The sequence below is a fragment of the Paraburkholderia fungorum genome (assembly GCF_046027605.1).
Lineage (GTDB): Bacteria > Pseudomonadota > Gammaproteobacteria > Burkholderiales > Burkholderiaceae > Paraburkholderia > Paraburkholderia fungorum_F.
This window is the reverse complement of record NZ_JAQQEF010000043.1, coordinates 1-18,019: the sequence shown is the minus strand read 5'-3', so window position 1 is coordinate 18,019 and position 18,019 is coordinate 1. Positions and strand designations below refer to the sequence as shown.

The window sequence follows — 18,019 nt, the reverse complement described above, 5'->3', positions numbered from 1 at the left end:
GCGTCATTGTTTTGATGAACGGAGTGGCCCCTAATAGGGCCAGCAAGTGCAACGGACGACGCAGCAGGCCCAGAGAAAGTGAATAGCCTTTGCCTGCATCAATGAGGTGGCAACCGGCTTGAGGCGCGTCAGCTTTTCACCGGCGCCCAACTGCCCTGCTCAACCTTGAACAGCGTGGTCTTTGGATTCTTTAGATCGCCGAACTGGTTAAACTCCACCGTGCCGAACACACCTTGAAAGGACAGCGTCGATATGGCGGGGGCAAACGCCTTTGGGTCGGTCGAATTAGCCGCCTTCATGGCATTCACGATCACCCAGATGTCGTTATACGCAAACGGAGCAAAGCCAATCGGGTCAGCCCCATACTTGGCACGGAAGCTCGCGAGAAACACCTTGCCTTGCGGAAGCTGGTCCAGGATGGCGCCCTGCTCGAAGGCGTACATTCCTTCGGCGGCGTTGCCGGCACGGGAAAGAAAATTCTTGTTGGCGTATGTCGCCCCAGCCACGAGCGCCCCGCGGTAATCCAATTGACGAGCTTGCTTGACGATCAACGCGCCTTCCGCGCCCAGGCACGCGACGAACACCAGATCGGCCTGCTGACCGATGATGTGGGTCAGGACCGCCTTAAAGTCGGTGGCTTGGTCTGAGGTGAATTCGCGGGCTATGACCTGCCCCCCCTGGGCTTTCACTGCTGCATCGAACTCGTCGGCCAAACCCGCGCCGTAGGCGGTACGATCATCGATGATGGCAATCCGCTTGGCGTGGAGGGTCTGCACTGACAGCTTCGCGGCCGCTTCAGCAACCGTGTTATCGGTGCCGTACGGACGAAACAGGAGTTTGAAGCCCTGGTGGGTGATCGTGGGGTTGGACGACGACGGGACAATCTGCACCATCCCGCTTCGATCGTAAACCGAAGACGCCGCCAGCGTAGTACCCGAGTTGAAATGCCCGACAACCGCGACGACGTTCGAATCGATCAACCGTTGTGCGGCTTGCACCGCCATCTTGGGATCGGCCTGGTCGTCCTGGGAATCAAGCGTGAGCTGCAACCGCTTGCCATGGATCATGATGTTGGCGGCATTGGCCTCGTCGATAGCCAAACGCGCTCCCATTTCCAGATCCTTGCCATAGCTGGCGGATGGACCCGTTAAAGGACCCGCGAAGCCGATCTTGACGGAGCTCTCTTGCGCGAACGCTGCGTGTGTAATCGCTGCGAGACTTAGCATCGTCAAGCTTTTCAGCATCATTCGCAAAGCCGTTTCGAATCTAGCCATTTTGCAATCCTTTTAAAGGTTAAGTGTCCGCGATAAACGGATTTCACTTTGATATTGTGGTTGCGGTATCTACCGGCCGAATAAATGGCCTGCGAAAGATGGGCGACGGGAAGCGCGGCGCGTTCTCTGTTGCTGGTCCGATTGATCTTCACGATCCGGAAATCGAAAGACAAACAAGAAAACAATTCAGCTAGGGCAAGCCAGGCTTGTTGAGGGTAAACCCTTATACGTCGCGAACACCGCAAACTAACAACGCCGTCGAGACAATTGAGCTGAATCCGGATACCCGCACATGAATCGCTGGGTTCCGCGGCCGTTTTTTTGTTCCACCTATACTCAAGTATCAGCGGACCCGCTGGTATCAATTTCTTCGACTGTTGCGTCGTGAATCCGACCGGCTCGCCAGCCCTCACTCTGAACATGAAAACCTGCTGCCCATGCGCTATAGGCTTCCGCCACTGAATACGTTCCGGATCTTTGAAGCGGTCATGCGCCGCGGCTCGATACGACAGGCTGCCGACGAACTCTGCATCACCCCACAAGCGGTCAGTCACCAGTTGAAGCTGCTCGAAGAATCGCTTGGCAGGTCGCTATTCGATCGTCACGTGCGCAGCGTGGCAGCAACGGAATCCGCTGAGATGCTGGTGGAATATGTGCGGCGGGGACTCGACCAGATCTCGGAAGGCGTGACAATGATCAAGAAGGCACGCGCCACACCCAAGCTGTTTCTGCATGTCAGCCCGTACTTCGCAACCGCCTGCCTGATCCGCAACCTTGGCCATTTCACTCGTCAGTTTCCCGAGCTCGATTTCAGAATGTCGATCGGCGTGGACCTGGTGGACTTCGACGATCTCGGCGTCGATGCCGCGATTCACTGGGGTTATGGCGGCAACCGCGATTTCACGGAAGTGCCGTTGATCGAGGACCTGAAGGTACTTGCCGCCGCCCCGGCGTTGCTCAAGCAGAATCCAGTGGAGAAACCCGAAGACCTGCTGAGGCATACGCTGATCTCACCGCTTGGCGGTAATAGCCTGTGGCGCGACACGCTCGCGCTGCTCGGTATCGAAGAAAGACATTCTCAACCGACATTGCTGCTGCACACGCACAGCGCAATGCTCGAAGCGACGCTCGCGGGTCTCGGCGTCGGCTTCATTTCGTATCTCGATGCACTTACTGAAATCCGTGCCGGCCGGCTGATCGCACCGTTCGGCATCGATCTGCTGAGCAAGCTGCCACTCGAAAAAACGCCAAAATTTTTCCTGCTCTACAAAAACGACCGCGAGAACTCCGACACCCTGATGAATTTCGCCGAGTGGCTGCAGCAAGATGTATGTCGCGAGGAAATCATCGGCTATCCGTCCAGGTGCCGCTGATCCCATGCCGCTCAGCATCATGGCCCTTCGTCCAATGCGGTCGGCCAGCATGCCGGGCTAAAAGGGAGACGCGCAACGACCGCGGACAACCCCCGTCATCACCCCGTGCGGTCGTTGCCGCCACGCCCCGCTCAGGTGCGGGGCCTTTGCGCGAAGGCCCCGGGATAATCGTGTTCGGCCTGCTCCGGGCTCAGATAACCGTATGCGACGTCGCGCTCCACCTGCTCGGCGGGACGCTCCTCTGCATGGCCGTAGCCGCCGCCGCCCGGCAGCTCGAGCACCAGCCGGCGGCCTTCGGGAATCGCCTGGCGACCCTTGGCGCGCAGCGCCGTGCCGTCATCCAGCTGCACCTTGCCCGCCGCCCCGTTACTGCCGCCCCGATGGCCGCGTGCGGGAAACGCGACACGGTCGAACATCGCATTCAGGCTGAACTGAAAGCCCTCGCGAGCGCCGATCTCGATGTTCTGGCCGAGACCGCCACGCCATCGGCCCGCGCCGCCCGAATCCGGCCGCAGTTCCTTACGCCAGATCACGATAGGGCCAATGCTCTCGGTGACCTCGACTGACATCGTATGCACGCCGCTTGGAAACGCCGTCGCGCTAAGGCCGTCGCTCGCCGGCCGGGCGCCGGTGCCGCCACTGTTAAAGACGAGCAATTCGCTGCGCGTCTCGCGGTTATCGTCGCGCGCGCCCTGAAACTTCATCTGCAGGTTCCACAGCGCGCTCGCGCCCTCGGCGGGGACGATGTCGGGACACAGATCCTGCAGCGCGCCCAGCACCACGTCGGGAATCAGATGCCCGATCACATGCCGCACGGAAACCGGCAGCGGCCGTGGTGCATTGAGAATGCAGTCCTGTGGCGCAATGATTTCGAACGGCCGCAGCGAGGCCCAGTTATTCGGAATGTCCGGCGCAATCGCGCATTTGAGCGCGTAGCACGCATAGGCCTTGGTGTAGGTTAGCGGCACGTTGATGCCGTATGCGCTCGGTCCCGACGTACCGGCGAAGTCGGCGAGCATCGCGTCGTCCCGTGCTTCGAGCGTGACTGCCAGTTCGACCGGACGCTCGTAACCGTCCACCGTCATCGCATAGCGATGCTGACCGCGTGGCAGCGCCGCAATGCGTTCACGAGTCGCGCGTTCGCTATGCTCGAAGATGAAATTCGCGAGCTCTGCCAGATCGTCGAGACCGAACTCGTCCATCATCGCTGTCAGCCGTTTGCGGCCGGTTTCATTGCATGCCGCAAGCGAATGGAAGTCGCCGATCACCTGATCCTGCTCGCGCACGTTGCTTTGCAGAATCGCGATGAGATCGGCATTCAGCTCGCCGCGCCGGAACAGCTTCATCGGCGGAATGCACAGCCCTTCCTCGTAGACTTCGCCGGCGTCCGGCCCAAAGCCGCGGCCGCCGATGTCGACCACGTGCGCAGTCGCCGCGAAAAAGCCAATCGGGTGTCCCTCGCCACGAAATACCGGCGTCACCGTGGTGATGTCGTGCAGATGGCCGGTGCCGAGCCAGGGGTCGTTGGTGACCAGCACGTCGCCGGGCGCAAGCTGATCCGGGCCGAAACGCGCAAGGAAATGGCCGACCGATTCCGCCATCGAATTGACGTGCCCCGGCGTGCCGGTCACTGCCTGGGCGATCATGCGCCCCTGCGCGTCGAACACGCCGGCCGAGAGATCGCCGGCTTCACGCACGCTGGTGCAGAACGCCGTGCGGATCAGCGTAACGGCCTGCTCTTCGACCACCGAAATGAGCCGGTTCCACATGATCTGCTCGCGAACGTGGATAGTAGCGTTAGTGGCGTTCATGTTATGCATCTCCTTCACGACGACGTTGAATGAGCAGGCAATCGTCGTGTTGCAGGACGACGCAAAAACCCGGGGTGACGAGCGTCGACGTTTCGTCCTCGACGATGATTGCAGGGCCGTCGATGCGTATGTCGCGCGGCAGGCTTGCGCGCGCATAGACCGCGCAATCGTGAAAGCGGCCGCTCTTCGCATCGAATACCGGCCGGTGTTCGAGCGCGGCAATACCGCCGTGGTCTGGCGCTGCCGAGCCGGCGCTCGGCTGGATGCGCTTGGGACGCGCCTCTTCAGTGCGTAACGAAAGCGCCCAACTGACCACTTCCACGTCGAGCCCCGCCACCTCGTGTCCAAACAACTGCGTATAGGTCTCGATGAAACTGTGGCGCAAGGCGGCTACGTCCAGTGCCGTGAAACGCTCAGCCGCAACGCTTACGGGAATCTCCCAGCCCTGTCCGGTGTAACGCATATAGGCGCGTAACTCCCGTCGCAGTTCGCCTGTGTGGCCAGTCTCTCGCAAAAACGCGGCAACTTCGACGTCCATTTCATCTATCAGTGTGTTGACCACGCCGCTGTCGAATTCGCTCAGGCGCATCACCGCACTGCGCAGCGACTCGTAGCCGAACGGGGTGCGCAAAAAACCAATTGCGGAGCCCACGCCCGCGCCGGGCGGTATCAGCAGTTGCGCGATACCGAGCTTCTCGCACAGGCGCGCTGCATGCAGAGGCGCCGCGCCGCCATAAGCGATCATCGTGTATTCGGCCAGCTCGCGGCCGTTTTCGACCGCATGCACGCGGGCGGCATTGGCCATGTTTTCGTCGACCATCTCCGCCACCGCGAAGGCGCCCTGCAGCGCATCGCCTTGCAGCGGCTGCGCGATATCGCGCTCGACAGCGCCGTTTGCCGCAGCGGTGTCCAACTGGATCGTGCCGCCTGCAAAGCGGTTCGCATCGAGCTTGCCCAGCAGAAGATCGGCATCGGTGACGGTCGGCCGCCGGCCACCGCGGCCGTAGCAGGCTGGGCCCGGCTCCGAGCCGGCGCTTTCAGGGCCGACGCGCACCTGGCGCAAATCGTCGACATGCGCAATCGACCCGCCGCCGGCACCGATCTCGACCATCTCGATGACGGGAATCGAGATCGGCATGCCGCTGCCCTTCTTGAAGCGATAGGTGCGCGCCACTTCGAAAGTGCGCGCGGTCTTCGGATGCTGTTCCTCGATCAAACAGATTTTCGCGGTCGTGCCGCCCATGTCGAAGGAAAGCACCTTGTCGAGGCCGAAGCGGGCCGCAACGTGGCTCGCGTAAATCGCACCACCGGCGGGGCCGGATTCGAGCAGGCGCACCGGAAACTCAGCGGCGCTTTTCAGCGACATCAGGCCGCCGCCCGAGTGAATCATGTATAGCGGACAGCGCATGCCTTCGCTTTCGAGCGCCGTGGCCAGCCGGTTGAGATAAGACGACATCAGCGGCTTGACATACGCGTTCGCGCAGACGGTGTTGAAACGCTCGTACTCGCGAATTTGTGGCGAGACCTCGCTCGACAGCGATATGGCGACGCCAGGCAAGTGCTGCCGTAGACACTCGCGCACCGCGCGTTCGTGGGTTGGATTGCGATAACTGTGCAACAGGCCCACTGCGACACTCGGGAATTCAGCGGCGCGAATCACTGCAATGATCTGCTTGAGGCCATCGAGGTCGAGCGGCACGAGTTCGTTGCCTTGCGCGTCCATGCGGCCGCCCACGGCGAAGCGGTCACAGCGCGGCACGAGCGGCTTGGGCAGTGCGATGCCGAGGTCGTATTGCTCAAAGCGGCTTTCGGTACGCATCTCGATGACGTCGCGAAAGCCTTCGCTCGTAATGAAGGCGGTGCGCGCGCCGCGCCGTTCGATCAGGGCATTGGTCGCAAGCGTGGTGCCGTGAACGATCGCTCCGATCTGCGCGGGTTCGATCGACGCTTGAGCCGCCGCACGCCGCAGGCATTCGACAATCGCGCGTTCAGGCTTTTCGTAATCGGTCAGAACCTTGGCCGAGTAAAGTCGGTCGCCGTACTCCAGTGCGACGTCCGTAAACGTGCCTCCAATGTCGACACCCGCCCGAATCGTAGGGTTTCCGTTATGCATGCGCGGCTCTCTTGCTGTGAATACGCGGTGATGCGACAGGAAGCGCGGCGCGGCCTGTCACTGGTCCGATTGATCTTCGCTGTCCCCCGATCGAAAGACAAACAAGAAAAGAATTCGGCCAGGACAAGCCAAGCTTGTTGCGGGTAAACCCGCATTACCGTATGGACTCGGTTAATCACCGTTCTCCGCACACAACCGTCGGGCCCGCGCTGATCTGCCCGCTTCCTCAGCGCCAGCAGATCACGGTGACTGAATCCGCGGCACACGTTTTCCGCGCAGTGTCTTATGCCGCTTGTCACGCGCCTGCTCAGCGCTGACCGAACGAATGATGGCAGCGAGCGCGCGCGTTGCATGCGAGCGACTGTCGCTGGTTCTCCACAGCAGGCCCGGCCCGCGGGTCGGTGTCGGACTTTCGAGTGGAATCATGCGTACGTCTGGCCGCACGGTTGCATGCTCCGAGACGATTGCCGCAATATCGGTAAAGCTCACCAGTTCGATCATCGGCGCAATTGCGTTCATCTCCGCCACCACCACCGGCGTCGCGTTCGCCATCCGGAAGCATTCTTCGAGAAGTGCCCGGGTAGAAAAAGTGCGCGGAAGCGCGACGATTTTCTGCAAATGAAGCTCGGACATACGCACGAACCGTCGCTTCGAAAAAGGGTGCTTCGCTCCTACAGCCAGCATCATCTCCTCGGTGTAGAGCGACTCGAAGTGCAAGCCCGGCGTGCTCTGGGGCTTGTATGTCACGCCGATGTCGAGGTCGCCCTTCGCGAGAGCTGCAGCGATCTCATTGCCCGACATCTCGAGCACTTCGACCCGAACGGAAGGATAAATCTCGAGGAACATGGATAGACAGCGCGGGACAATCCGCATGCTGAATGTATGAGTCGTTCCGATTCGCACGACGCCGCTCATTTCTTCGGCTGCCATCCGGACACTCCATATCCCTTCGTCCACTTCACGCAGCGCATTGCGAGCCCGCTCGAGGAAGGCTTCGCCCGTTAGCGTCATCGTGACTTTCCTTGCGCCACGTTGAAACAGCGGGCGGCCAAGCTCCTCTTCGAGTTGCCGTATCTGGTGAGACAGCGTCGACTGGGTCACGTGCACCTTCTCAGCGGCTGCAGTGAAGTTCAGTTGTTCGGCGAGAGCGACGAAGTAACGCAAATGTCTGAGTTCCATATGTCCGGGCAGAAAAGATTCGCCGAGGTGGCCAGGTATCGACAGCATCGATTGAAAACCAACGAAAAATACCATTTCTATCGATGATCGTGCAGCCTTAGACTCCCTCGTGAGTCAAGCGGCGACGGGAGACGTTGTCGCAAGCAGACCCAGGACAAACGGACATCACCATGAAAATCGGCAAGGAAACGATTCCCCGGACGGCAATTTCAACGTCCAACTCCCACACTATTGTCGTGCGCGGACGCGACCTCTCGGAAGAACTGATTGGAAAGATCTCGTTCACCGATTATTTCTACCTGCTCGTCACAGGCCACGTCCCTTCAGCTCCGGCGTCCGCCGTTCTGAATGCGACGCTTGTGGCCATCGCGGAGCACGGCCTGGTGCCGAGCGTCCAGGCTAGCCGCATGACGCTCGCCGCCGCGCCCGATGCGCTACAGGGCGCCGTCGCCGCGGGCATTCTGGGTTGCGGTTCTGTGATCCTCGGTGCCTCGGAGACCTGTGGCCGGCTGCTGGATGAGGTACGCCGGCGCGCCGCCGGGAGTAGCGATATTCCGCGCGCGGCGTTCGAGGTGGTGAGCGAGTACCGGGCTGCGAAGCAAGCCATTCCCGGCTATGGACATCCGCTGCACAAGGCACGTGACCCGCGCGTCGCGGCGCTCTTCAAGGTTGCCGAAGAGGCAGGTGCCAACCTTGAATATGTCCGGATCGCGGAGGCGGTTGAGGCAGTGATTCCCGAGGTGGTCGGCAAGTCGCTCATGTTGAACGTATCCGCGGCTATCCCCGCCGTTCTCCTCGGCGTCGGGTTTCCTCTTGAAGCGCTCAAAGGCGTGCCCATTCTCGCCAGGACGGCCGGGCTCATCGGGCATCTCACCGAGGAGCTATCGAGGTCGATAGGCTTTGCGCTCTCTTATCAGGCAACCAACGGACTCGTGTACGACGGCGCCGCGCCGGACGGTTTCGTCCCGGGGATCTAAGGACAGTCGACGGCAGTTATCGCATTCGCAATGCGTCAGGCAAATTCGGAGCAGTAAATGGCAAAGGTTCTCGGAGGACTTCGAGTCCTCGAGCAAGGAACGTTCATTACAGGACCGGCGGCGGGTATGCTGCTGGGTGACCTGGGCGCGGACGTCGTCAAGATCGAGCATCCTGAAAACGGCGACCCGTTTCGTGCGTTCAAAGGCGGCCTGTACAGCCCGCATTACCAGACCTACAACCGCAACAAGCGCAGCATTACGCTCAATACCAAGAATGATAGCGATCTCGCGCTTTTCGACGAGCTGATTCGCGAGTCGGATGTCTATATCCAGAACTTCCGTCCCGGTGCCGCAGAACGGCTCAACGCCGGGTACGAACGTCTGCGCGAAATCAATCCCCGTCTCATCTACTGTGCTATCAGCGGATTCGGACAAACCGGACCGGCAGCGGGTCGCCCCGCCTATGATTCTGTCGCTCAGGCTGCCAGCGGCTTCCTCGGTTTGCTCATCAATCCGGCAAATCCGCGAGTGGTCGGCCCCGCCATCGCCGATTCGCTCACCGGCTTCTATGCCACGTACGGCATTCTCGGTGCGCTTCATGAGCGCAGCCACACCGGGGTGGGCCGCAAGGTCGAAGTTTCCATGCTCGAGGCCATGTCGCATTTCAACCTCGACGCATTTACGCATTTCTATGCGGCGGGTGAAGTGATGGGTCCGTATAGTCGGCCGAGCGTGTCCCAGTCGTACGTGATGGAGTGTGCTGACGGAAAGTGGCTGGCGCTCCACATGTCGTCGCCCGAAAAGTTTTGGGCCGGTCTCGCCGACGCGATAGAAATGCCCGGGTTGCTCCAGGATTCGCGCTTTTCGACCCGTGCGGTTCGGATTGAAAATCAGGAAGAGCTGATCAAGGTGCTCGGCTCGATCTTCATCTCCCGCACTCGTGAAGAATGGTGTCGGCGACTTGAAACGAATGACGTTCCCCACGCGCCGATGTACGACGCAAGCGAGGCTCTGGAAGACCCGCAGGCAAAGCATCTCGAGTTGCTGGTGGAAACGGAGCATCCGGTAATGGGGCGGTTTCGGACAGTGCGTTCTCCTGTGACTTTCGACGATGAGCGACCCAAAGATGTAGTCGCCCCTCCGACGCTTGGCGAGCACAACGAGGAGATTCTGTCTGCGCTGCGCGAGAAGCTTCGGAAACGGACCGACGCCGGCCAGCAAACGCAGCAGAGCCCTGATTGAGCGTGCTCTTCCTCAGCCCATGTTGGAATACGCTGCTTTAAAGCGACCAGAATTATTAATACGTGGAGACCCGTCAATGAAAATATCCCAAGGACTAGTTGCGCAGGAAAAAGTGGCCGGCATGCAGTCACCCTCTGACGCCGTACCCTCCGCGCCCGCGGATGTCGAACGCATTTTTGTCCGCATAGCGAAACGACTCATTCCTTTTCTCTTTCTCTGCTATGTCCTCAACTATATCGACCGGGTCAATATCAGTTTCGCTCACCTCCAGTTCAAGACGGACATTGGGCTGACTGAAGCGGCATACGGTTTCGGCGTAGGCGTCTTCTATATTGGCTATGTGCTGCTGGAGGTGCCCAGCAATCTGCTTTTGCGCCGCATCGGTCCACGCCGCACTATTGCCCGCATCATGGTGCTATGGGGACTGATATCGATCTCGATGATGTTCGTGCGCAATCCCACGCAGTTCTACGCGGCCCGCATCGCGCTGGGTGTGGCCGAGGCCGGCTTCTTCCCGGGCATCATCTATTACCTCACCACGTGGTTTCCGGATCGGCATCGTGCGCGCGTGCTCTCCGCCTTTGTCCTTGGGATCGCGGTAGCCGGAATTACGGGCGGCCCAGTTTCAGGCTGGATTCTGAGCAATGCGGAAGGATGGCATACGCTGCATGCGTGGCAGTGGTTGTTTCTTCTGGAAGGTATACCTCCTGTCCTGGTCGGCCTGTGCGCATGGTGGTATCTGCCTGATAGCCCGCAGACCGCGAAGTGGCTGTCGGCACATGAAAAGGCCGTGGTACTCCGTGAACTGGAAGCCGCGCCCAGTTCAAAATCCCATCAGATTTCACATTTTGGCGCCGCGCTTCGGAACTGGCGCGTGTATGTATGTGCCTTCGGATACTTCACGATCACATGGGCAGGAAGTGTTCTTAACTTCTGGGCACCTTCGGTGATCCGGCAGGCCGGCGTCGCGAACCCTTTCCACATCGGCCTGCTGTCTGCGGTTCCGTATTTTATCGGCGCTATTGCGATGCTGGTCGTGAGTCGGCACTCGGATGCACGCAATGAGCGACGTTTGCACTTCGCCAGTTGCGCTCTGGTAGCGGCCGCAGGCGCAGTGCTTCTCGGCGCAGCGCACTCGACGTTCGGCCCTGCTATTACCGGCCTTGCGTTAGTGGCCATCGGCTATCTGACGTGTACCGCAATCTTCTGGACGATTCCCGCTACGTTCCTGTCGGGAACCGCATCCGCAGGATCGATCGCCTTGATTTCGAGCATTGGCCAACTCGGCAGTCTCACCGCCCCGACCGCGATTGGCTCGCTGACAGCGTTCACACACTCGATCAGTGCCGGCTCGTATCTCGCCGCATTCGTTCTTGCATGCGGTGCGGCGGTCATTGCGCTGGCAATGCGTAATAGCGCGACGAAATAAAACAAGATTCGAGGAGACTTGTATGTGGTCGATCACAAGATGGAAGCAGATGCTGACGATGGCCGCGTTTTGCGCTATTGCGTGCCCGGCGTTCGCGCAGAGCATTGAAATCGACAAGCCCCTTACTATCGCAAAGCAAGGGAGCTTCTTTGTGGGTGGCCGTGATATCACGTCCGATACCTTGTCGACACTGCCGCAGGCCGACCCCAAAGGAACCGTCACGGTTGAGCAGATGTACGTTCAGTATCAAATGCCGGTCCGCCCGAATCCGGCCTCCCTGGTTCTCATTCACGGCTGTTGTCTGACCGGAACAGAGTGGGAAACCACACCGGATGGCCGTATGGGATGGGCCGAATATTTCGTTCGGCGAGGCTTTTCGACTTACGTGGTGGACCAGGCCGCGCGCGGGCGCTCTGCTGCAAACGTGGTGTCGATCGGCGCGGTCAAAACCGGCAAACTTCCGCCCGATGCACTTCCGGCAGGATTCGCGGTCGGCCGCGAATTCGCATGGACGCTTTTCAGATTTGGCCCCCGTTATCCTGAGGCCTATGCGGGACTTCAGTTTCCGCTCGAAGCCCAGGATGATTTCTGGAAACAGATGGTGCCGGACTGGGCGTATTCCATGTCGACGCCAAACCCGACGGTGCCTGCGCTCGGCTTACTGGCTAAAAGATTGAAGAAGGCCGTGCTCATCAGCCACTCGCAATCCGGAATCTATCCGTTCCAGGCCATCGCTCGCGGGGCTGATGGCGTCGCCGGTATTGTGGCCGTCGAACCGACCGCTTGCCCGGCGCCCAGTGCGGATACGAAACCGTATGTCGGCATTCCAATTTTGCTGCTGTACGGTGACTTCATCGCTGAGTCGCCCGGCTGGTCCGCTCATTACGCGGCTTGCAAGGCGTTTGCGGCTTCCGTCAATGCAGCAGGTGGACACGTTGATGTCGTGGAGACGCCGCAGCTAGGGATGCACGGGAATTCTCACATGATGATGCAGGACCGCAATAACCTTCAAATCGCCGACGTCGTGGCTGACTGGATTCAGCGCTGGTCCCGGTAAGCAGCACTTGTCCGCGAACGTTCGCGCAAGGTGTCGGCACCGACTCGCCGACGCGGGGCCATCCGTTACCCAACGGGCCGTGGGCTATTCAATCGCAATTCGCTGAGCGGGGATGCAGTTATGCGGGACTACAGTCGCTGAACCTCTGACTGTCCGTCCGCATATCGAGTGTCACTGCCATAACATGAGCATCATTTCAATAATCCTTGAAATATAGAAATGAATGTTCTATTGTTGCGGGCATGGACTCAAACCTCGTTGTACGCGCCCTGAGCGCGCTCGCCCACGAATCGCGCCTCGCGATCTTCCGCTTGCTGGTGGTGGCCGGCCCGGACGGCATGGCTGCTGGTGAAGTCGCACAGAAGCTTGGGCTTTCCCCTTCCAGCCTGTCGTTCCACCTGAAGGACCTGTCACATGCAGACCTGGTGACACCGCGCCAGGAGGGGCGTTTCATCATCTACACGGCGAACTTCGACGCCATGACGGGCCTGATCGGCTTCCTGACGGAGAACTGCTGCGCGGGCGCGACCTGTGCCGCGAGCGATCTCCCAAATTGCTGCGAAGACAAACCATGAAACGCATGCACATCCATGTCGCGGTCGAGGCCTGCAAAGGAATCAAATGAGCAGCGCTGATACAGCGCCAGTCGACGCACGGCCGGCGATCGGATTTTTCGAGCGTTACCTCACGGTCTGGGTTGCGCTCTGCATCGTGGGCGGTGTCTTCCTCGGACAAGTACTTCCCCTGCTCTTCCAGGCTATCGGCCGCCTCGAAGTTGCACAGGTCAATCTCCCAGTCGGTGTGCTGATCTGGGTGATGATCATCCCGATGCTAGTCAAGATCGATTTCGGCGCGATGACCGAGGTAAAGAGCCAATGGCGTGGCATCGGCGTAACCCTTTTCGTGAACTGGTTCGTCAAACCTTTCTCGATGGCACTGCTCGGCTGGATCTTCATCCGTCATGTGTTTGCGCCCTGGCTTCCCCCCGATCAGCTCGACAGCTATATCGGCGGCCTGATTCTGCTGGCCGCCGCTCCCTGCACGGCGATGGTGTTCGTGTGGTCGCAACTCTGCAAGGGCGATCCGTATTTCACGCTCTCTCAAGTGGCGCTGAACGACTCAATCATGATCGTGGCCTTCGCGCCCCTTGTAGCACTCCTGCTCGGCCTGTCGGCCATCACGGTACCGTGGAATACGCTGATCATTTCGGTCGGCCTGTACATCGTCATCCCGGTCATCCTTGCCCAGTTGCTACGGCGGCATCTGCTGGCCAAGGGCGACGCGCATTTCCGGCAGAAGGTCGCACGACTGGGGCCGTATTCGATTAGCGCACTGCTCGCGACACTCGTACTGCTGTTTGCCTTTCAGGGCCAGGCGATCGTCAAGCAGCCGCTCGTTATCGCCATGCTTGCGGTGCCGATCCTGATACAGGTGTTTTTCAATTCAGGCCTCGCCTACATCTTGAACCGTCGGCTCGGAGTCGCGCACTGCGTTGCGGGGCCGTCCAGTCTGATCGGTGCGAGCAATTTCTTTGAGCTGGCAGTCGCCACGGCGATCAGTCTGTTCGGGTTCCATTCCGGGGCAGCGCTGGCGACGGTGGTCGGCGTGCTGATCGAAGTCCCAGTAATGCTGTTCGTCGTCGGCGTGGTCAACCGCTCACAGCACTGGTACGAAGCCAAACACGGCATCAAGGGACTACCGCTATGAGCGTCACCATTTATCACAACCCCGATTGCGGCACGTCGCGCAACACGCTGGCAATGATCCACAATGCAGGAATAGAGCCGGAAATCATCGAGTATCTGAAGGTCCCACCGGCCCGCGAAGCACTAAAGGATCTGATTGCTCGAGCCGGCCTGACAGTACGGGCCGCGCTGCGCGAAAAGGGTACACCCTACGCCGAGCTTGGACTGGATGATGCGTCCTTCAACGATGAGCGGCTGCTCGACGTGATGATGCAACACCCTATCCTCATCAATCGTCCGTTTGTCGTTACACCGCTCGGCGTGCGCCTGTGTCGGCCCTCCGAGGTGGTGCTCGACATCCTGCCCGCTGAGCAGGAGGGCTCATTCACGAAGGAGGATGGTGAACACGTCGTCGATAGCAAAGGAAGGAGGCTTCTCTAATGACGCAGGACATGCCCAACGTCAGCGCTCCGCACCTCGACACGCCTGATCTGCAAAATCTCGAACCGCGCACGGTTTCGCAACACGCGCCGCGAATATTGTTGCTCTACGGTTCGTTGCGCCCCACGTCATACAGCCGGCTTCTCACGCTCGAAGCCGAGCGCGTTCTGCGCCATTACGGCGCGCAAACGCGGGTCTTTGATCCACACGGGCTGCCGCTTGTGGACAGCGTGCCGGCCGATCATCCGAAGGTGGTGGAACTGCGCAAACTTTCGGAGTGGTCGGAAGGGCACGTATGGTGCAGCCCGGAACGTCACGGAACCCTGACGGCAGTATTCAAGAACCAGATCGACTGGCTACCGCTTGAAAGCGGCGGCGTTCGCCCGACGCAAGGCCGCACGCTCGCGGTGATGCAGGTGTGCGGCGGATCGCAATCGTTCAACGCTGTGAACGCGCTGCGCATTCTCGGTCGGTGGATGCGTATGGTAACCATCCCGAATCAGTCTTCGGTGGCAAAGGCCTGGCAGGAGTTCGACGCAAACGGGCGGATGAAACCCTCGGCTTATTACGATCGCGTCGTCGACGTGATGGAAGAGCTGTACAAGTTCACCCTGCTGGTGCGTGACCGCTCGGACTACCTGACCGATCGCTACAGTGAGCGCAAGGAAGCGCACCCGGAGCTGGCAACGACACTGGCGGCCACCGCCATGAACCAGGAAGCGGTGAGCGCCAATGCAGACACTGACGACAGCGAAATGGAGTGACGGCCACAGCGATCGCGGCACTGTTGCAACATGGGTGCTCCACCGGCAAGCGTATTCGGGGGAACGTCCCTGGTGACCACTGATCCCGCCGCGACAACCGAGTTCTCGCCTACTGTTACGCCGCCGATAAGGGTCGCGCCGGCTGCGATCCAGACGTTTCTCTCAATCACGATCGGCTTTGCGATTACACCGTCGCGTCGCTCGGAAGGTTGAATGGGACGGCTGGACGTGATGATGCTCACGTTCGGGCCGATCATCACATCGTCGGCAATGTCGAGTCCGCCAAGGTCATAGAAAGTGCAATTCTGATTGATGAAGACATTGCGCCCGACACTGATATCGACTCCACCGGTTGTGTAGAACGGGGGATCAATACAAAGCTGTCGTCCACCTTCTTGCCGATGAGATCGCTGAACAGGGCCCGGACTTCATCCGTATCGTTGAATGTCAAACGGTTGAGCGTGGCAGTGATCGCCATCGCTCGTTTGACGTTGGCTGTCATGGCCGCCGATTCCGGCGTTCTCCTGGGAATTATTCTGGTCGGTCTGCGTTTGATAGTCACTCTCCTGATTTTCAAACCCGGAAGCTAAGCACGGTCGGCGGGTTGTTACGCAATGCCCCCATCCGTCTGTAACTGACGAAGTACCTGCATCGCCGTCTGTGCCGATTCGAGAGGAACAAAAATATGATCGTGGTACGCGCCCGCCACCACGTTACAGCTGACGCCGGAATGGCCCAATGCACTCGCGAATGCCGCGGTCAACCCCACCGCATTCAAGGCTGAATTCACGGTCAACGTAATCCAGGCGCATTCGAACAATGCGTTCAAACCGTTGGTCGCCGCGTCCGTCGCACTCGTGATAACCGATAGGCCCTCGGGCTCTCGAATTGATGCAACGATCACGGCCGGGTCAAGGGCATGACCGTCCTTGACTGAAGCAAACACAAACACGCCTGGATTGAGCACCGGCTCCAGTGTTTTCAATAGAACGGAAAGATCGGAAACGGGGTTCATGCAACCTCCTGTGCTGCATCGCTCAAGGTCATTCAACCTTCGCGGGAAGCATCGTGAACTTGCCAGCTTCGGCGCTGGACTCAGCCGGGCAGCTTCACCTTGAAGATAGTGAACGGCCCGGAACGCGGCAGATGATTCTTGAATGTCACCTCCCAGAGGTGGGAGTCTGCGATGTAGAGATAACCTTGGCTGATAGCGAAACCGTCCGCCCAGGAGAGCCGGCCGGGAGCGCGTACGAAGAGGTGCGATTTTACCTTGTGTGTAGCAGGATCAATGTCGAGCGCAACGACGGTGCCGTGTTCGAGATCGCCGCCGTAGAGCGTCCCGCGCGCGCTCATGATCAAACCACCGGTCAATTCAGCCGAGCCAAGATATTGCACCTTGCGCGACAGTTGGGCGGGGGACAGTCCGGCATCGATCAGAGCACGGGTTGGCACTCGCCAATAGTTATGATCGGTCAGTGGCCGGTAGTAGAGCCATTTGGCATCCGGGGAAAGCGCGATGCCGTCGGCGTGGATCGCGACCTGTTTGCCATCGTTGGTTAGCGCCGGTTGATCGCCGATCATCAGATGCTGCTGGGGATCGGCAAAGGTTGAGCGGTCGCCGACCAGAACCTGCCGCGATTTGCCGGTTTTGAGGTTCAGCACGACCAGACTGCCGCGATTACCGACATTGGTCAGGTACGCGCACCCATGGACGAGGTCGATGCGCACATCGTTGAGGGAGTCGGTAGGGGCCACGGTGCCATCGAACCCATAGCTGCGGATCATCCTGTTGCTGCTGAGATCGAACTCGACCAGCTTGGGCTTTGCGCCCGGACCCGCGTCCGCCAGCACCGCCCGCCCGGAATCGAGTACCCAGAGATGGTCGGCCTTGTCCACCCACATCGCCTGCGGGACCGCCCACTCGTGCTCCGTATCCGTGCCGGCGGTATTCCAGGCCTGATCGGGATAGGGGGTCACCGCGCCGTTTTGGGCATTAACCTCGACGAGCCTGTCGCCGGACTGAGCCGCGGGAGCGCTGGCGAAGATGCGGCCTTCGTGGGACACGCCAAGGCCCACGAGTTTGAATGTATCGAAAGTCTTGACGGTTTCGAGAGGTGGTCCGTAATCGCCTTGCGGCTGGGCCGAAACAGTTGGGGAGATCCCGGCGGCAATGGCGGCACAGAGTAGCGCAATATTCGTAAGCTTCGCTATTTTCACCTCGGTATCCCCATGCAAAGTAATTAACTGGTTCAGACTAAGGTGCAAAAGTGCAAAATCCTATCGGGACTTTTCTCGAGTCAGATTAGCAATCGAATGCTGCTGCTTTCAGTGAGGTTTCGTTGGCTTGCGGCTGCGGTAGTTGAGTGTCGAGTGTGGAGACCGCGCATCGTAGAAGCCCAGCCCCTCAATCACTTTATCCACTGCGGCACACCGGGTAAGTGCCGTCGGATGGTTCGTGTGTGCGACCTGCACGGTTGGTGATCGGTGGACTGCTTCATGCAATTGTCGATGATAGGACGCCGATCGTCTCCGGCCGACCCGCCGTTTTGCCGGTCGAGGCGGCCGGCGAAATGTCGGCGCGGCGGTGAAGACGAAGATGTCATATGGCCGAACCCGGAAATACCTGGTCAGCACTGCAAAGTGCGAGCCCCAATCTCAGACCGAACTTCCGTAG

Annotated in this window: 15 protein-coding genes and 1 pseudogene; 9 read left to right on the top strand and 7 right to left on the bottom strand. The window is 59.7% G+C overall.

What is annotated here, in order from left to right:
- Window positions 1-128: 128 nt before the first annotated feature.
- Complete coding sequence (locus tag PQR53_RS36765) at window positions 129-1,274, bottom strand: branched-chain amino acid ABC transporter substrate-binding protein (protein ID WP_408465186.1); 1,146 nt, start codon at window positions 1,272-1,274, stop codon at window positions 129-131.
- Between the two features lie 437 nt (window positions 1,275-1,711).
- On the opposite strand from PQR53_RS36765, the gene PQR53_RS36760 reads away from it, so the two are divergent.
- Window positions 1,712-2,647, top strand: a complete 936-nt coding sequence (locus PQR53_RS36760) for a LysR substrate-binding domain-containing protein (protein WP_408465184.1) — start codon at window positions 1,712-1,714, stop codon at window positions 2,645-2,647.
- 131 nt (window positions 2,648-2,778) lie between these two features.
- Here PQR53_RS36760 and PQR53_RS36755 read toward each other — a convergent pair whose 3' ends face one another.
- The 3 genes from PQR53_RS36755 to PQR53_RS36745 all read right to left on the bottom strand — a co-directional run bounded on the left by PQR53_RS36755 (window position 2,779) and on the right by PQR53_RS36745 (window position 7,750).
- The gene (locus PQR53_RS36755) at window positions 2,779-4,458 is read right to left on the bottom strand and encodes a hydantoinase B/oxoprolinase family protein (protein ID WP_408465182.1); all 1,680 of its coding nucleotides are present in this window, start codon (window positions 4,456-4,458) and stop codon (window positions 2,779-2,781) included.
- 1 nt (window position 4,459) lies between these two features.
- A complete protein-coding gene (locus PQR53_RS36750) occupies window positions 4,460-6,571 on the bottom strand; it encodes a hydantoinase/oxoprolinase family protein (RefSeq protein ID WP_408465180.1) in 2,112 nt (703 codons plus the stop codon).
- A 240-nt stretch (window positions 6,572-6,811) separates the two neighbouring features.
- Complete coding sequence (locus PQR53_RS36745) at window positions 6,812-7,750, bottom strand: LysR substrate-binding domain-containing protein (RefSeq protein ID WP_408465178.1); 939 nt, start codon at window positions 7,748-7,750, stop codon at window positions 6,812-6,814.
- A gap of 170 nt (window positions 7,751-7,920) precedes the next feature.
- Here PQR53_RS36745 and PQR53_RS36740 point away from each other — a divergent pair, with 170 nt between their 5' ends.
- The 8 genes from PQR53_RS36740 to arsH all read left to right on the top strand — a co-directional run bounded on the left by PQR53_RS36740 (window position 7,921) and on the right by arsH (window position 15,345).
- On the top strand, window positions 7,921-8,727 hold the full coding sequence (locus PQR53_RS36740) for a citryl-CoA lyase (RefSeq protein WP_408465176.1): 807 nt from the start codon (window positions 7,921-7,923) through the stop codon (window positions 8,725-8,727).
- A gap of 57 nt (window positions 8,728-8,784) precedes the next feature.
- Window positions 8,785-9,969 carry a CaiB/BaiF CoA transferase family protein gene (locus tag PQR53_RS36735; protein ID WP_408465174.1) on the top strand — a complete coding sequence of 395 codons (1,185 nt, stop codon included), beginning with the start codon at window positions 8,785-8,787 and terminating at the stop codon, window positions 9,967-9,969.
- 121 nt (window positions 9,970-10,090) lie between these two features.
- Window positions 10,091-11,398 (top strand): MFS transporter, encoded by a 1,308-nt coding sequence (locus PQR53_RS36730; protein WP_408465240.1) that lies wholly within the window; start codon window positions 10,091-10,093, stop codon window positions 11,396-11,398.
- 22 nt (window positions 11,399-11,420) lie between these two features.
- A complete protein-coding gene (locus PQR53_RS36725; RefSeq protein ID WP_408465172.1) occupies window positions 11,421-12,455 on the top strand; it encodes an alpha/beta hydrolase family protein in 1,035 nt (344 codons plus the stop codon).
- A 242-nt stretch (window positions 12,456-12,697) separates the two neighbouring features.
- Window positions 12,698-13,030, top strand: a complete 333-nt coding sequence (locus PQR53_RS36720; RefSeq protein ID WP_408465170.1) for an ArsR/SmtB family transcription factor — start codon at window positions 12,698-12,700, stop codon at window positions 13,028-13,030.
- A gap of 46 nt (window positions 13,031-13,076) precedes the next feature.
- Window positions 13,077-14,162, top strand: coding sequence for an ACR3 family arsenite efflux transporter (gene arsB, locus PQR53_RS36715; protein ID WP_408465168.1), 1,086 nt, complete (start codon window positions 13,077-13,079; stop codon window positions 14,160-14,162).
- A complete protein-coding gene (gene arsC / locus PQR53_RS36710) occupies window positions 14,159-14,581 on the top strand; it encodes an arsenate reductase (glutaredoxin) (protein ID WP_408465166.1) in 423 nt (140 codons plus the stop codon). The genes arsB and arsC overlap by 4 nt, the downstream gene beginning before the upstream one ends.
- On the top strand, window positions 14,581-15,345 hold the full coding sequence (gene arsH / locus PQR53_RS36705) for an arsenical resistance protein ArsH (RefSeq protein WP_408465164.1): 765 nt from the start codon (window positions 14,581-14,583) through the stop codon (window positions 15,343-15,345). The genes arsC and arsH overlap by 1 nt, the downstream gene beginning before the upstream one ends.
- A 32-nt stretch (window positions 15,346-15,377) precedes the next feature.
- Here the strand turns inward: arsH and PQR53_RS36700 are convergent.
- The 3 genes and pseudogenes from PQR53_RS36700 to PQR53_RS36690 all read right to left on the bottom strand — a co-directional run.
- Window positions 15,378-15,847 (bottom strand): annotated as a pseudogene (locus PQR53_RS36700) (sugar O-acetyltransferase); the annotation flags it as partial.
- Between the two features lie 105 nt (window positions 15,848-15,952).
- Complete coding sequence (locus tag PQR53_RS36695; protein WP_408465162.1) at window positions 15,953-16,360, bottom strand: ACT domain-containing protein; 408 nt, start codon at window positions 16,358-16,360, stop codon at window positions 15,953-15,955.
- A gap of 80 nt (window positions 16,361-16,440) precedes the next feature.
- Window positions 16,441-17,562 (bottom strand): L-dopachrome tautomerase-related protein, encoded by a 1,122-nt coding sequence (locus PQR53_RS36690; protein ID WP_408465160.1) that lies wholly within the window; start codon window positions 17,560-17,562, stop codon window positions 16,441-16,443.
- Between the last annotated feature and the right edge of the window lie 457 nt (window positions 17,563-18,019).

Coding starts and splice junctions, on each gene's coding strand:
- PQR53_RS36765 (WP_408465186.1), bottom strand. CDS start 1,274: ATGGCTAGATTCGAAACGGCTTTGCGAATGATGCTGAAAAGCTTGACG.
- PQR53_RS36760 (WP_408465184.1), top strand. CDS start 1,712: ATGCGCTATAGGCTTCCGCCACTGAATACGTTCCGGATCTTTGAAGCG.
- PQR53_RS36755 (WP_408465182.1), bottom strand. CDS start 4,458: ATGAACGCCACTAACGCTACTATCCACGTTCGCGAGCAGATCATGTGG.
- PQR53_RS36750 (WP_408465180.1), bottom strand. CDS start 6,571: ATGCATAACGGAAACCCTACGATTCGGGCGGGTGTCGACATTGGAGGC.
- PQR53_RS36745 (WP_408465178.1), bottom strand. CDS start 7,750: ATGGAACTCAGACATTTGCGTTACTTCGTCGCTCTCGCCGAACAACTG.
- PQR53_RS36740 (WP_408465176.1), top strand. CDS start 7,921: ATGAAAATCGGCAAGGAAACGATTCCCCGGACGGCAATTTCAACGTCC.
- PQR53_RS36735 (WP_408465174.1), top strand. CDS start 8,785: ATGGCAAAGGTTCTCGGAGGACTTCGAGTCCTCGAGCAAGGAACGTTC.
- PQR53_RS36730 (WP_408465240.1), top strand. CDS start 10,091: ATGCAGTCACCCTCTGACGCCGTACCCTCCGCGCCCGCGGATGTCGAA.
- PQR53_RS36725 (WP_408465172.1), top strand. CDS start 11,421: ATGTGGTCGATCACAAGATGGAAGCAGATGCTGACGATGGCCGCGTTT.
- PQR53_RS36720 (WP_408465170.1), top strand. CDS start 12,698: ATGGACTCAAACCTCGTTGTACGCGCCCTGAGCGCGCTCGCCCACGAA.
- arsB (WP_408465168.1), top strand. CDS start 13,077: ATGAGCAGCGCTGATACAGCGCCAGTCGACGCACGGCCGGCGATCGGA.
- arsC (WP_408465166.1), top strand. CDS start 14,159: ATGAGCGTCACCATTTATCACAACCCCGATTGCGGCACGTCGCGCAAC.
- arsH (WP_408465164.1), top strand. CDS start 14,581: ATGACGCAGGACATGCCCAACGTCAGCGCTCCGCACCTCGACACGCCT.
- PQR53_RS36695 (WP_408465162.1), bottom strand. CDS start 16,360: ATGAACCCCGTTTCCGATCTTTCCGTTCTATTGAAAACACTGGAGCCG.